This window comes from Desulfococcus multivorans, from assembly GCF_001854245.1.
Lineage (GTDB): Bacteria > Desulfobacterota > Desulfobacteria > Desulfobacterales > Desulfococcaceae > Desulfococcus > Desulfococcus multivorans.
The window spans coordinates 2,091,154-2,104,210 of record NZ_CP015381.1 but is presented as its reverse complement, the minus strand read 5'-3'; the positions used below and the strand labels follow the sequence as shown (position 1 = coordinate 2,104,210).

Sequence of the window (13,057 nt, the reverse complement as noted above, 5' to 3'; positions counted from 1 at the left end):
CCTTGACGAAACCTCGATGACGGCGATTGGATAGCGGGGCCGGCCTGTGAAAGTCGAAAGTTGAGTTTCAACTTTGATGACGATGACCGTTCACTCCCATGAAAGGCTGAAGGCTGCAGGCTATAGGGGTGCGCCGATGACGAACGGACCGCTGATCCCCTTTCAGCCTTCAGCCTTCAGTCTTCAGCCTACATGCGTCATCTTGCCGGCTGCAGGATCGGTCGCAGATAGGCCCCCCAATACCCCAGCCCGACAAAAACAACGCCGCCCACGGTATTGCCGATGGTTACCGGGACGAGATTGTCCACCAGGAACGCCGTCCACGTCAGCGTGCCCACGTCCACGCCGGCGGGCACGATCCCCGCCCAATGGCTCAGAAAGATGCCGGTGGGAATGAAATACATGTTGGCCACGCAATGCTCGAAGCCGATGGCCACGAACCCCATGATCGGGAAAAAAACGGCGAAGATCTTGCTGATGACCTGACGGGACGCCAGTGCCATCCAAACCGCCAGACAAACCATCCAGTTACAGCCCACCGCCCGGACAAAGGCCTCCGTAAAGCCGAGGTGGACCTTGGCGTGAGCGACCTTGACGGCGGTTTCACCCAGAAGTCCGCCGCCGGTTTTCCACAATCCGGAAAGATAAAAGAGAAGCGCCAGCAGTATCGAACCGACAAAATTGGCGACGTAGACCACGCTCCACTTGGCGAGGACCCGCTGCCAGGTGACCTCGCCGATCATGACGCTGGACACCATGAGGCTGTTGCCGGTATACAGCTCGGCACCCGCGATGACCACCAGCATCAGACCGATGCTGAACGCCGCTCCCCCGATGAGCTTTTTGATCCCCAGACCCAGCTCAGGGGGAAGATCGAAGGTGACGGACGCCGAGAAAAGACCGCCGAAACCAATATAGGCCCCTGCCAGCGTGCCTAAAACAAAGAGAGAGATCCACGGCGAGTTGGCCTTGGCCACACCGACGGTCTGGGCCACCGTTTCCGCGATAATCCTGGGCCCCTTGTCGTCGACGCCGGGGACAGGGAATTTCTGCCACATGTTTTCCAGACGATGAAACACCTTTTTTTCCTGCTTGAATTTCCGTTGAACCGCCTTCTGAACCACATCGGTGATCTCATCCGGCGTAAAAGGCTTTGCCAGAAAATCCATGGCACCTCGTTTCATGGCTTCCGTGGCCCGATCCACCGATGGATACCCGCTGAACATGACCACCGCCGAATCGGGCGCCCGCTCCTCCAGCTCGGCGATCACGTCGAGCCCGTCGAATCCGGGCATCTTCCAATCGCACAGGATTACTCCGTAATGGTTTTGGCTGCTGAGCTCAAGGCCTTCGGCGGGATTCTGGGTGGTTTCCACCGCAAACCCATCGCTTCCGAAGATGGCTTCACAGGAACGCAGCACAGCCGGGTCATCGTCTATCACCAACATCCGTTCTTTCATGTTTCCTCCTTGCCTTCAAAGATTTCGGGGTTTCAGGTGCATGTGTCCCTTGGGTACGGGGGCAACCGGGGGCGAACACCCTGGTTCACCCCTACATTTTTATTTCCGGTCTCGGACAGGTGCGACCGAGAACGTTTTCCGGACCGAAGCCGTCAATTCATCGGGGGTAAACGGTTTGGCGATAACGCCGTCCGCACCGAATTCGGTTCCCCTCCGGATGGTTTCCGGTATCAGATAGCCGGTCATCATCAGGATCGCCGTTCCCGGAAATTTTTCCTTGATCACCCGAATCAGCTCAAACCCGTCTCTTCCGGGCATCTTGATGTCGGTCAACACCATATCAAAGTCCCCTTCACCTCTCAGAACGGCAATAGCCTTGTCGGCGTCTTCCGCCCAATGGACGGTCGCACCCTCCGCCTTCAGGATTCTCCGGCAGCTTTCCACCACCATCGCATCATCGTCAACCACCAGTATTTTCATGGTCGTTCATCCTCGTTTCGCTATTGGGGTCACGATTGCGCGCAGCCGCTCCGACGCAAGGGAGCCATATGGTGAATCGGCTGCCCTTCCCGAGTTGGCTCTCCACCCGGATCCGGCCGCCGTGACGTTCGATGATACCTGCGGTCACCGCAAGCCCGAGTCCGGTTCCCTTCCCCACTTCCTTTGTCGTAAAAAACGGATCAAAAAGCTTGTCAAGGTGCTCGGGGGCGATGCCCGTCCCCGTGTCCCGTACGGAAATTTCGACCCCTTTTTCACCGTCGTTTTCACGCACGGCCGCCCGGATGTCGATCTCTCCGCCGGGGGCCAGCGCATCCAGTGCGTTCATCATGAGGTTGATCATGACGCTCTGAATCTGATTTCGGTCGAGTTGCAGCACCGGCAGTTCACCATCGGCGGCGTAGCGGAGGACGGCCCCCTGAATCAGCGCCTGATTTTCCATGAGTTCGACACAGTCCTCCAGCAGACGGCCGATATTCAGAGGCTCCGTATCCAGGCGGCTCTGGCGTGAAAAGTCCAGCAAACCTTTCACGATCCTGCGGACCCTTTCCGTTTGCAGGGCGATGGTTTGCAGGTCCTCCCTGAGCTCCTCCGGAAGATCCTTTCGACGAAGCATCAGATGGGTAAAGGTGAGCACCGCCGTCAGCGGGTTGTTGATTTCATGGGCCACGCCGGCGGCAAGTTTTCCGATGCTCGCCTGCTTCTCCGACTGTATCAGTCGCTTTTCGCTTTCCGCCTGATGCTCCTGATCCCGTTTTACCAGGGAGTCGGTCATTCTGCCGAACTCCTGCTGAAGCAGCCCGATGTCACTTTTGGAGATGGGGCCGATATCCGGAGAAAAATTCCCCCTGGAGATTTCCATACTGGCCCGGATCAACTGATTTACCGGCCGCATGATGCGATCGGCCGTAAGCCATCCCAGGGTGATGGCCAACAGAACGCCGGCAAGGGTGATCAGTGCGAAGACCCAGAGGGCTTTCTGCCGAACGTCCCGATATTTCGCTTCCAGAACCCCGACATAGAGCATCCCCACCCGACGCTTCTCGATATCCAGAATGGGTTCATAGGCGGTGATGTACCAATCGTTCACCACATAGGCACGATCCGTCCATTTACGGCCCTCGATGAGGACACGCCGGGTCACCTCCCGGGAAGCAAAGGTTCCGATGGCACGCTCGCCGTCTTTTTCCAGAACATTGGTGGAAATTCTCAGGTTTCTGAAGAAAATGGTTGCCGTGCCGACGTTGTGCCCGCGGTAAACCTCGTTGCGAAAAACCGTGCCGCCGATCTTGTCCACGATGGATTGATCGCGATTGAGAAGCATCCCACCGTATACGGCACCGATGATTTTTCCCTTCCGCAGGACGGGAACGGCGGATGCGACGGCGAGGCCCCCAGTCTCCTCCACCATGGGCATCAACCCGTCCATCATCTCCGACCCGGCATCGACGAGGCGGGTCCGTATGCGGGATTGTCTCGCCAGGTCGGGATGTTCGGCCGCAAGGGTCCCCCGATCGAGTACCACCGTCCCCGAGACCGTATGCTGCCTTTCGAGGGCTGCAGTCGCGATGGGCATCCGTCCCGCGGCAGCGTTCGTGACACCGTCGCCGATACGGCAGAGCCATGTGCCGTCGGCTGAGACGATACCGGCGAAATCAAGGCCCAATCGCCTCGCGATCCGCTCCATCCGCGATTTCAGGATTGCCTGTTCGCCCATGACCACGGCATCGCTGAAATCAGCGGCAAGACAGGTGGTTTCCAGCGACAACCGGATGGCCGCCACCCGGTCGTCGTAAATCACCCGCGCGACATTCAGATCCTGTTGGACGCGGTTCCTGGCTTCGTTCAACACGGAATCGTACAAAAGCTGCCAGCCGACAATCAGGCATACGGTCCCGACCAGCAGCGACACACCGAGAAAGCTGAAGATGAGTTTGGATCGGGTCGAGTAAAGCATGATACCTCCCGGCAAAGACGCAATTGGATTGGCGGTAAACTGGGGTGCCGATGGGTAATCTGGGACAAAGCAATTTAAATGCCAATGTCATTATCGTTGCCGATGGACGAACCGACTTGCCCGATCCGGGGCCGGCGTCGTCGTAAATAAAGACGGGCGTCGGACCTGCTGCGAAGGTTGCGGACCTCTTTTTTTCCGCACGCGAACCTGAATTCGCTCGTCGATCCCGGTCTCCGAATGCGGGCGCGATCGGCAGAGCGGCTTGTCAGTAATTTTATCAGCCTGTAAACATCGAAAAACAGGCATCGACGCCATGTCCCGACATTCCGCGCATCGAATTTGACAGTTTCCGGGGATGTCCCTATTTTCAATATTCGAAGAAACCGATCGCCATTGCACTCTCGTTTGCCTGTGCAGGCGGAACATGACATGTCCCGGGTAGATATCCAAACAGAAAGGGAGGAACCCGATGCGTTTTCATCACCGCAAGGCATGGATGGCGGGTTGCCTGTGGGTCGCCGCTGTTTTTCTCGGATCCGTATTACCGGCGCCCGCGGAGACCACGGATCAACTGGTGATCTTCGTCCGGCCGGAAGCCTCGGCGGTCGCGCGGGCATTTCATCGGGATGCCCTGCCTGAAATCGAACGACTGGCAAAGGCCATGTCGGTTCGGGTTTCCCGGATCGACGTCCGCAAGGGCGCACCCGAAGCGGTCGCCATCACGCCGCTCATCGTCTATCAGAACTTTCGGGGTCGGTCCGTCTATCAGGGGCGGTACACGACCCTCGATCGGATCCGCAATTTCATCCGGACATCCCGGTACGTCCCCCAGGAACCAGGCGGCCTCGTTCTCAGGGACATCCCTGTCCGGCAAACCGGTCGAGCGACGATCTGGGCGCCGGTCAAGATCGCTCGCGTGACCGGCTCTCCGCCTCCCGCCTATGACCACGATGCCTTTGTCAGGGAAGCCAGGACCGCCATGGACGAGGGCTTTACCCGATTCAAAACCGTTCAGGAGGTGCGTTTGAGCCGGGCGGATCGCGGATTTTACATGGACCTGTACCCATGGCTCGCAAACGACGGGACGCTGTTCCTTTCCCTTGCCGTATATTCGCAGTTTCATTGCAAGGCACCGGTGTTCGAGCGGAAAAAGGATCCCCTGACCGGTCCCTGGTCGGAGCGGCGACGGCTGTTTCGCGAAGCGGCGCGGATTCTGGAAAAGGCTGTTGACGATCAGATCGCCGATACCCGGAGCGGAGACGGGTTTGATCCGGTCGAGACATCCGTCAGGCTTGCGACCTGGGACGAGATCGGGCTCCCCCTTCCCGAGCCGCCCACCCGATCGACGGCGGTTCAGCCGACTGCCGCCGGAATACCGCGATCCTGGCGGCTCAGCCGACCGGGGCCTGAAGATCCGCCGCTCATTCAGTTTCACTTTCAGACCCCCCTGGATCATTATCGGGGAGAGGTCATGCGCTGCGATGGGAGAATCGATCTTGTCGAAAATCGGCTTCTGGAAGGCGCGACGGGATGGGTAACGGCCGACCCGGGGTCCGTCACCATGGGCGACGGCGGCCTGGACGACGTTCTCGGAGGCCGTGCCTTTCTGGATGTGCAGCGCTATCCGGAATCCGCCTTCACCATCAACACCATTCGGAGCCACGGGAATCCCCTGGCCTACGGGCGGATGTCCCCGGCGTCGGTTGAAGGCATCTTCACCCTGAAAGGGCGGAAAACCCCGCTTTCCGTGACCATGGAGATGGAGCCGGTTTTCGGCCCCGACAACCGGCCGCTGCTGCTGGCCCGGGGCGTGTTCGATATCGATCTGGACATGTTCGGCATCGAAGGGGCCGACGGCCCGTCGCCGGCAAACCGGACGCTCGTCTTCGATCTCTTTCTGCAGTTCAGGCCGGAGGCGGAATGACGCCGCTTCTCACATGGCCTTCGCAATTTCTTCACCCAGAATCCTCACGGCAGACCGGATCTCCGCCTCACCGGCCATGGTGTAATTGAGCCGCATGGTCGCCTCCCCCTCTCCTTTGTCGACGTAAAAATATTTGCCCGGGACGAAGGCCGTGTTCCGTCCCACAGCCCCTTTGTAAACCTTTTCCATGTCAAGATCTTCGGGGCCCTCCGCCCAGATGAACATCCCGCCCTCGGGGCGGCTCCATCGCATGCCCCTGGGGAAATAGTCCGCCAGCGCGGCGGTCATGGCCTCCTGGCGGGGCCGGTATATCGAGAGAATTTCGGGGAGATGGCGCTCCAGGTATCCCCCGGAGAGGTATTCCGCGGCCAGGGCCTGGCTGAAGGTGCCGGTATGGAGATCGGTGCCCTGCTTCACTCGAACGAGCCATTCCCGGATCACCCGAGGAGCCGCCGCAAAACCGATTCGAAGGCCCGGAGCCAGGACCTTGGAGAGGGTGCCGACATACATCACGTGCTCCGGAGCGAAACTTTTGATGGGGGGAAGGGGCTCGCCCCGGTACCGCAGATCGCTGTAAGGATCGTCCTCCACCAGAAGGGCGTCGTGCCTCTGGATGATCCCGGCGATCTCCCGCCGTCGCGCCAGGGGGATGGTCCGTCCGGTGGGATTCTGAAAGGTCGGCACCAGATAGACGAATTTGACGCCGCCGCATGCCAGAACCCGCTCGAGATCGGCCGGAACCACGCCATCCTCGTCGGTGTCGAGGCGGACGTATTCCGGCTCGTAGGGCGTGAACGCCGAAAGCGCCCCCAGATAGGTGGGGGCTTCCACCGCCACCCGATCGCCAGGGGTAATCAGCACCTTGCCGACGGCATCCAGAAATCCCTGAGAACCGCTGGCGATAATGATCTCCTCCGGGGATGCCGGAATGCCCTTTTTCGCCAGGTGCCCCGAAAGCGCCTCCCTGAGGGGCATGAACCCCTCCGTCAAATCGTACTGGAAGGCGCCCGAGCCGTATTTTCGGATGACGCGGGCGGAGAGTTCATCCATGATGCCCATGGGGAAACTCTCGGGCGCCGGGATGCCCCCGGCCAGGGAAATCATCCCCGGCCGGGAGACGACCTTCAGGATTTCACGGATGGCGTTGTCGTGCATCTTCAGGGTTCTGGCGGCCAACAAATTTTCAAATCGCATGGCTTCTCCTTTTTCCTCCGTTTTGGGGTTGAAGCCATTTTAAAGCATGTGGTAGATAAAAACAGATACACATTCTCAAAAAAAACAGCATAACAGATTCAAGAGCCCGGGCCGCTGATCCGCCGCTGCGCTCAAGCGGCAATGAAACGCACCGCTGAAGGGGCGTTGCCGTACCACCCGGCACCGCTTCCCGGTCACCATCATGAAAGTCGAAAGTTGAGATCCAGGTCTGTTTTCCGATATCGAGCCCTCGCAGAGGAAATCGAAGCCAAAATTCACGACGGCACCTATGCCCCGGGGGAAAAGCTGCCGTCCATCCGGCAGCTGCATCGTCGGCTGAATTTGAGCATCAGCACGATTCACCAGGCCTATATCGCCCTCGAGACGATCGGGCTCGTGGAGGCCCGGCCGAAATCCGGCTATTTCGTGAGTCCGGTCTCCTTAAAAAACCTCGAGACGCCGGTATTGCCCGCACCGGCAGCCAAACCCCTCAGGGTCGAAACCACCGGAATGGTCAACTCGGTGTTGAAGGCGATCTCGGATCCCCGAATGCTCCCCCTGGGGTCGTCCACCACGGCGACGGATCTTCTGCCGCACCGGCAGTTTGCCAGGATTTTCAAAACACTCTCCGAAAGGGACATCCGGAAAATCCTTTCCTACTCCCTGACCGAAGGCCACCCCGGTTTGCGCCGTCAACTGGCGCTGCGCATGATAGGGTTCCTCAAAGGCGTCTCCCCGGAGGACATCGTTATCACCACCGGCTGCATGGAAGCGGTAACGCTGTGCCTGCAGGCCATTCTGAAGCCCGGAGACACCCTGGCCATCGAAACGCCGACCCATTTCGGATTTCTGCAGCTTTTCAAGGAGATGGGAATCATGGTTGTGGAGGTTCCCACCCACCCCAGAGCCGGGGTGGACATCGACGCCCTGGCGCGCATCCTCGAAAGCACCCCGATCCGCGCCTGTCTTTTCATGCCCAATATTCACAATCCCCTCGGCACCCTGCTCTCGGACGAGGGCAAGGAGCGGTTGGTCAACCTCTTGAATCGTCACGACGTTCCCGTGATCGAAGACGATATCTGCGGCGAGCTCTATTTTGAAGGGCAGCGGCGGCCGTCCCTGTTGAAGACCTGGGACCGCAAAAATCTGGTGCTCACCTGCTCCTCCTTCTCCAAAACCCTGGCGCCGGGATTTCGCATCGGCTGGGTCCTGCCGGGTCCGCGGTTCAAGGATAAAATCCTGCGCCTCAAAGCCGGATCCACTGTCTGCACCGCGACGCCGGACCAGGAGATCATGGCCCGCTTTCTCGAAGGCGGGGCCTACGAGCGGCATCTGAGAATCCTCAGGGGCGCCGTCAGGAACCAGACCCTTAAAACGGCCATGGCGGTGAAAAAACATTTCCCTCAGGACACGCGGTTGTCGTTTCCCGCCGGGGGCTCGCTCCTGTGGATCGAACTCAACCGACGGATCGACGGCATGACGCTCTACCAACAGGCCCTCGAGAACCGGATCGCCATCCTGCCGGGGGCGGTCTGTTCGGTTTCGGGAATGTTCAGAAATTTCATCCGGATCGGCTGTGGCGCGCCGTTTACAAACGAGACGGAACGCGGGATTGAAACCCTCGGGCGGTTGGCCCGTCAGTGCCTCCGTGAGTGAATCCGTCGATGGACACCCTGGGAAATGCGGGACAGGGAGCGTGTCAATCGAAAGCGTCGACGAGTGTGTGAAAGGACGCCGGAACCGGTGCCTCGAAATGCAGATGCCGGCCGGATCGGGGGTGACGAAACGCGATTTCGGCGGCATGGAGCGCCTGCCGGTCAAGACGAAGACGGATCCGATCCGATTCCGTCAGCCGGTCCTCGATGAACCGGAGAAAAACGGTTTCGTCCGTGCCGTAAATCTTGTCGCCCACCACGGGATAGCCGAGAGCCAGAAGAGTGGCGCGGATCTGGTGCCGTCTGCCCGTTGCGGGGATCACGGAAACCAGACTCATCAGGGAACCTCGGCGAACGAGGTCGAATCGGGTACGGCAGTGCCTGCCCTCGCTCAATGGTTCTGAAACGGCACCCGGCGGTATGAACCGCAACTTTTTCCGTACAACGCTCGTCGGGTCGGGGACAAGCCGGCCGTCGGCCGTCACGGGTCCTTCGGGGAATCGCCCCTCGACCACGGTCGCATAGCGTTTTCGGACCTGTCCCGAGGCCATTTGCCGGCCCAGCACCGAAGCATCGCGGGAATTCCTGGCCATGACCACGATGCCCGACGTCTCCCGGTCGATGCGGTGCACAAAAAAAGGACCGTCCGACAAGGATCGGGAACGGATCATCGCCCAGAGGGTATGGTGAAAGTACCGCCCCCCCGGGTGACAGGGAAGGTTGGCAGGTTTATCGACCACAAGAAGGGCCTCATCCTCGAAGAGGATCTCGTAGGCGTCGTTCACCCGGGGCTCCGGCACATCCTTCGGCAGGTATTCCAAAAGGTCCCGGGGCTGCAGCACAGCATCGACGGAAATCGGCCGGCCGTTCACAAGCACCCGTGCCTGAGCGATTTCTGCCATCCAGGCCCCACGATCCAGGTAGGAAAATCGTCCGACCAGAAAGTCCGTCACCCGGACCCCCGCCTCACGGGGGGATATCGTCACCCGGGAGCGCCGCTTCATCGTCAGGGTTCGCTGTTCACCATGTCGATCAACCGTCGCAGCCGCCCGAAACTTTTTCGGTTGAAATCGATGACGAGCCTTGGAAGATGGGAAATCTCCTTCTCATCGATCTCTTCGGGAAGACATTTGGAGAGCGCGATGGTGCCGCCCGGCACCAGGATATCCTCGAAATCGTCCTGCAGTCTTTCTATGACGGATTGATCGAGCGCGTGATGGATTCGGATCACCAGTTTGTCCGCCACATATCTGATGCTGTGGAATTGCCGGTAAAAATGATCGATCCGCGCCACCGCCGCCTCGGTCGATTCCACCCGGTCAAACAGGCTGAGGTCCTCGGGGCTGATATAGCCGTGGGCCATCAACTCCGTTTTAAGGAATCCAAGCCAGTGGGACCAATAGGTGCTGCCGGGGGGATCGATGAGGACCAGCGGGATAAGGTCCCGCTTTCCGGTCTGAACCAGGGTCAGGGTTTCCATCGCCTCGTCGAGGGTGCCGAAGCCCCCCGGAAAGAGTGCGACGGCGTGGGCTTCCTTCAGGAAGGCCACCTTGCGATTGAAAAAGTATTTATAGGTGATGCTCCTGGGGTTCCCGTGGATGACCGGATTCGATTTCTGCTCGAACGGCAGTCGGATATTGACGCCGAAGGAATGCTCGGCGCCGGCGCCTTCGTTGACGGCCTGCATGATGCCCGGACCGCCGCCGGTGATGACCATGTACCCGGCATCCCGCAGCTCTTCTCCGAGTTGAACGGCCATGCGATAGGCGGGCGCGTCCGGCTTCGTCCGCGCGGAACCGAAGACCGTCACCTTTTTGACATGTCCGTAGGGCCCGAAAATCTTGGATGTAAAGCGCATTTCCTTGAGCGTGGTGTTCATGAGCTTGAGGTCCGCCTTGTCGTCGTCCTCCTGACCCGCCTTGAGGGCGGCGATGATCATCTCACGGATCAGCTCCGGACTCTTGATGCCGCCGACCATCCCGATCAAGGCTTCGATGGTTTCGTCCGCAGGGCCGTTTGAGGCGTGAAAACGCAGTTTCATTGTATTATCCCCGAGTGCCGGGCGCGATGTCGGAACAGCTTCCGATGAATATTTCATGGGTGGAGGGTCTCCTTGTTTTCTATGCGTTACCGGTGGTCGATGAAGTCGCGGGGCGCCCGGTCCGGTCAATCAATCCCGGACGATCCGTTTGATATCCGGCAGGGTTTCCGGACGGCCCCTGACCATATAGCGGCTCTCGCCGTCCCGGCGGGTCACGTTCTCATAGACCCCGTCATCCCGACGGACCAGCTTGGTGAACCCCAGGTCCTTCAGCTGGGCATTCCCCTTCGGCATGCTGACGGCAACCCGCGATATGAGTCTTTTGACGGGTCCCCCGCACATGGGGCATACCGTCAAAGGGTCGTCCGCCATGGACTGCCGGATCTCGAAAACCGCTCCTATCCCGCAAGGGCCGCCCGTGTGCTCATACTCATAAACGGGCATCGCCTCTCCTCCTGTAACTTCGCCTGTGGGTGGGGTATTCAGGCCGACGGGCGCCTTCCTTCGGCTTCAGACGCATCCCGACCGCTTGCCGCTGATGTCAAGGATGCATACTCTGAACACCGAAACGCGACGCATCTCTGCATCCGTATAGGAAAAGCGCTTCTCATCCGAATAGTGGGTCATGATAATGTCGAGAGCGCGGCGTTGGGACGCCGGCTCGAGGATGAAGTCCACATCGCCGATGCCGATGACGCTTTGATAGGTCATGCCCCATTTGCAGGGCGCCTCGCCGGGGACCACCGAGACGTCCGCGTCGAACTCGAAGCAGACGCGTCCGTTCTTTCGAAGCAGATCCAGTTTTTTACCCTCCCGGGCGGAATGAAAATAGAGCGCTTCGCCGTCGTATCCAAAGCTCATGGGAACGATATAGGGTCGGTCGTCGTCCATCATGGCCAACCGACAGACCCGAGCCTTCTCGATGACGGCATCCATCTCGGATCGCAGCGTCATCGCCTTGTCCTTCCGTCTCATGCTCACCTTCCTGTAAAGATAGACTGAAGACTGAAGGCTGTAGGCTGAAGGGGAGCAAGAGTCCCGTTCATCGTAGATGCACCCCTTCAGTCTTCAGTCTTCAGCCTTCAGCCTACTGTGATAACAGCCGGTGTCAGGCCTTTTTCTGTCCGTAGGTCCTGAATTTTTCGATAACACGCGCCATTTCCGCATCGGACAGGATCTGTGGCGTCCCCACGGTGCGGGCCTGGTAGTAGATCCGGGCCACGAATTCGATCTCCTCCGCTGCGGCAAACGCCGAAGGCAGATCGACCCCGACGGTCACCAACCCGTGATTGGCCAACAGAAGGGCGTTGTAGTCGCCGATGGCGCCCGCGACGCCGGCCGCCAGACGCTCCGTCCCAAATGTCGCATAAGGGGCCAACGGAACTTTCTTTCCGGAGAATCCCACCAGATAATGGACCGGCGGAATCTCCCATCCCAGGCAGGCCATGGTGGTGGCGTAGGGGGAATGGGTATGGACAACGGCGCCGACTTCAGACCGAACACGATAGAGGGCCTGGTGAAAGCTGAGTTCGCTGGTGGGCGTTCGCGTGCCGTCGACGACCTCTCCGTCAAGGGTCAGTACGACCACGTCCCCGGGTGAAAGCCGGTCGTAGGCAATGCCGCTGGGCGACACCGCAAGCAGTCCCGATTCCCGCCTGAAAACGCTCAGGTTTCCGCCGGTGCCCGTGGTCAGGCCGGATTGGACCATCCGCATCCCGAACTCGACCACCAGGGCTCTTTCCTTTTCCATCAGCATTCGCTCTTGGGCCATGCATCGCCTTTCCGGAATCCATCGTCAACCGCCTCGGGAATCTCTCGTCAGATTCACCAGAATGAGGCCGTAAAAACTTCCGCTCTTATCGGATCTGAAATGCCAGCCCATGTGACCGCGGCAGTTCCCGCACAAAGCGAGGCACCAGGAAAAACCGGCAAACCAGGTAAACGCCGGGGTGGGCGCGCCTGCGTTAACGCACCCTTCAGCGGCCGCGAAGCAACCGATTTCATATACATAACCGGAGGGATTGTTGAAGACGTGGGCAAAACGACCATTGACGCTGATCTGGTCGGCAGCCTTTGCGATCCTGCCGCCGCAGTGGATGCATCGCAGCCATCCCTCGCCCTCTTCCACCGCGCCGTCGGTCTCCCGCATCGGAAGGCCCTTGAATGTTCCGATGCGGGGCCTGTCCATCCTGAAGGCTTCAATCCGGTGAAACCCGGCGGTTTCGATCCCGCCGGGGACCGCCATAACCCTTTCAGGCGAACAGGCCATTGTCGAACTCCGTCGATTTGAATCGGTGTTCCGGCATGTGCAGTGTCTGTCCTTTACCG

General features: G+C 59.5%; 12 protein-coding genes. 2 read left to right on the top strand and 10 right to left on the bottom strand.

Annotated elements, in window-relative coordinates; genetic code table 11:
• Positions 1-197 precede the first annotated feature (197 nt).
• The 3 genes from dmul_RS09185 to dmul_RS09175 all read right to left on the bottom strand — a co-directional run bounded on the left by dmul_RS09185 (position 198) and on the right by dmul_RS09175 (position 3,915).
• On the bottom strand, positions 198-1,460 hold the full coding sequence (locus dmul_RS09185) for a formate/nitrite family transporter (protein WP_020878213.1): 1,263 nt from the start codon (positions 1,458-1,460) through the stop codon (positions 198-200).
• Between the two features lie 99 nt (positions 1,461-1,559).
• Positions 1,560-1,940: a response regulator gene (locus tag dmul_RS09180; protein ID WP_020878212.1), complete on the bottom strand. Its 381-nt coding sequence runs from the start codon at positions 1,938-1,940 to the stop codon at positions 1,560-1,562.
• On the bottom strand, positions 1,921-3,915 hold the full coding sequence (locus tag dmul_RS09175; protein WP_020878211.1) for a sensor histidine kinase: 1,995 nt from the start codon (positions 3,913-3,915) through the stop codon (positions 1,921-1,923). Before dmul_RS09175 ends, dmul_RS09180 begins: the two co-directional genes overlap by 20 nt.
• 469 nt (positions 3,916-4,384) lie before the next feature.
• Between dmul_RS09175 and dmul_RS09170 the strand changes: the two genes are divergently transcribed.
• On the top strand, positions 4,385-5,839 hold the full coding sequence (locus dmul_RS09170; protein ID WP_020878210.1) for a YceI family protein: 1,455 nt from the start codon (positions 4,385-4,387) through the stop codon (positions 5,837-5,839).
• A 9-nt stretch (positions 5,840-5,848) separates the two neighbouring features.
• Here the strand turns inward: dmul_RS09170 and dmul_RS09165 are convergent, their stop codons facing one another.
• Positions 5,849-7,033, bottom strand: coding sequence for an aminotransferase-like domain-containing protein (locus dmul_RS09165; protein ID WP_020878209.1), 1,185 nt, complete (start codon positions 7,031-7,033; stop codon positions 5,849-5,851).
• Positions 7,034-7,174: 141 nt separating this feature from the next.
• Between dmul_RS09165 and dmul_RS09160 the strand changes: the two genes are divergently transcribed.
• Positions 7,175-8,689 carry an aminotransferase-like domain-containing protein gene (locus dmul_RS09160; protein ID WP_020878208.1) on the top strand — a complete coding sequence of 505 codons (1,515 nt, stop codon included), beginning with the start codon at positions 7,175-7,177 and terminating at the stop codon, positions 8,687-8,689.
• Positions 8,690-8,732: 43 nt separating this feature from the next.
• Here dmul_RS09160 and dmul_RS09155 read toward each other — a convergent pair whose 3' ends face one another.
• The 6 genes from dmul_RS09155 to dmul_RS09130 form a co-directional block, all read right to left on the bottom strand.
• Entirely contained in the window at positions 8,733-9,692 is a 960-nt protein-coding gene (locus dmul_RS09155; protein ID WP_020878207.1) for an RluA family pseudouridine synthase, read from the bottom strand.
• Positions 9,693-9,694: 2 nt separating this feature from the next.
• Positions 9,695-10,729 carry an LOG family protein gene (locus dmul_RS09150; protein WP_040416380.1) on the bottom strand — a complete coding sequence of 345 codons (1,035 nt, stop codon included), beginning with the start codon at positions 10,727-10,729 and terminating at the stop codon, positions 9,695-9,697.
• A 129-nt stretch (positions 10,730-10,858) separates the two neighbouring features.
• Positions 10,859-11,173: an FmdB family zinc ribbon protein gene (locus tag dmul_RS09145; RefSeq protein ID WP_020878205.1), complete on the bottom strand. Its 315-nt coding sequence runs from the start codon at positions 11,171-11,173 to the stop codon at positions 10,859-10,861.
• A 66-nt stretch (positions 11,174-11,239) separates the two neighbouring features.
• Entirely contained in the window at positions 11,240-11,704 is a 465-nt protein-coding gene (locus dmul_RS09140; protein ID WP_020878204.1) for a pyridoxamine 5'-phosphate oxidase family protein, read from the bottom strand.
• Positions 11,705-11,837: 133 nt separating this feature from the next.
• Entirely contained in the window at positions 11,838-12,500 is a 663-nt protein-coding gene (locus dmul_RS09135; protein WP_020878203.1) for an L-fuculose-phosphate aldolase, read from the bottom strand.
• A 24-nt stretch (positions 12,501-12,524) separates the two neighbouring features.
• Positions 12,525-12,998 (bottom strand): cereblon family protein, encoded by a 474-nt coding sequence (locus dmul_RS09130; RefSeq protein WP_020878202.1) that lies wholly within the window; start codon positions 12,996-12,998, stop codon positions 12,525-12,527.
• Positions 12,999-13,057: the final 59 nt, after the last annotated feature.

What these genes read in the sequence shown, in the direction of transcription:
- dmul_RS09145 (WP_020878205.1), bottom strand. Translation starts at nt 11,173, where the DNA reads ATGCCCGTTTATGAGTATGAGCACACGGGCGGCCCTTGCGGGATAGGA.
- dmul_RS09135 (WP_020878203.1), bottom strand. Translation starts at nt 12,500, where the DNA reads ATGGCCCAAGAGCGAATGCTGATGGAAAAGGAAAGAGCCCTGGTGGTC.
- dmul_RS09155 (WP_020878207.1), bottom strand. Translation starts at nt 9,692, where the DNA reads ATGAAGCGGCGCTCCCGGGTGACGATATCCCCCCGTGAGGCGGGGGTC.
- dmul_RS09185 (WP_020878213.1), bottom strand. Translation starts at nt 1,460, where the DNA reads ATGAAAGAACGGATGTTGGTGATAGACGATGACCCGGCTGTGCTGCGT.
- dmul_RS09170 (WP_020878210.1), top strand. Translation starts at nt 4,385, where the DNA reads ATGCGTTTTCATCACCGCAAGGCATGGATGGCGGGTTGCCTGTGGGTC.
- dmul_RS09130 (WP_020878202.1), bottom strand. Translation starts at nt 12,998, where the DNA reads ATGGCCTGTTCGCCTGAAAGGGTTATGGCGGTCCCCGGCGGGATCGAA.
- dmul_RS09140 (WP_020878204.1), bottom strand. Translation starts at nt 11,704, where the DNA reads ATGAGACGGAAGGACAAGGCGATGACGCTGCGATCCGAGATGGATGCC.
- dmul_RS09160 (WP_020878208.1), top strand. Translation starts at nt 7,175, where the DNA reads ATGAAACGCACCGCTGAAGGGGCGTTGCCGTACCACCCGGCACCGCTT.
- dmul_RS09175 (WP_020878211.1), bottom strand. Translation starts at nt 3,915, where the DNA reads ATGCTTTACTCGACCCGATCCAAACTCATCTTCAGCTTTCTCGGTGTG.
- dmul_RS09150 (WP_040416380.1), bottom strand. Translation starts at nt 10,729, where the DNA reads ATGAAACTGCGTTTTCACGCCTCAAACGGCCCTGCGGACGAAACCATC.
- dmul_RS09180 (WP_020878212.1), bottom strand. Translation starts at nt 1,940, where the DNA reads ATGAAAATACTGGTGGTTGACGATGATGCGATGGTGGTGGAAAGCTGC.
- dmul_RS09165 (WP_020878209.1), bottom strand. Translation starts at nt 7,033, where the DNA reads ATGCGATTTGAAAATTTGTTGGCCGCCAGAACCCTGAAGATGCACGAC.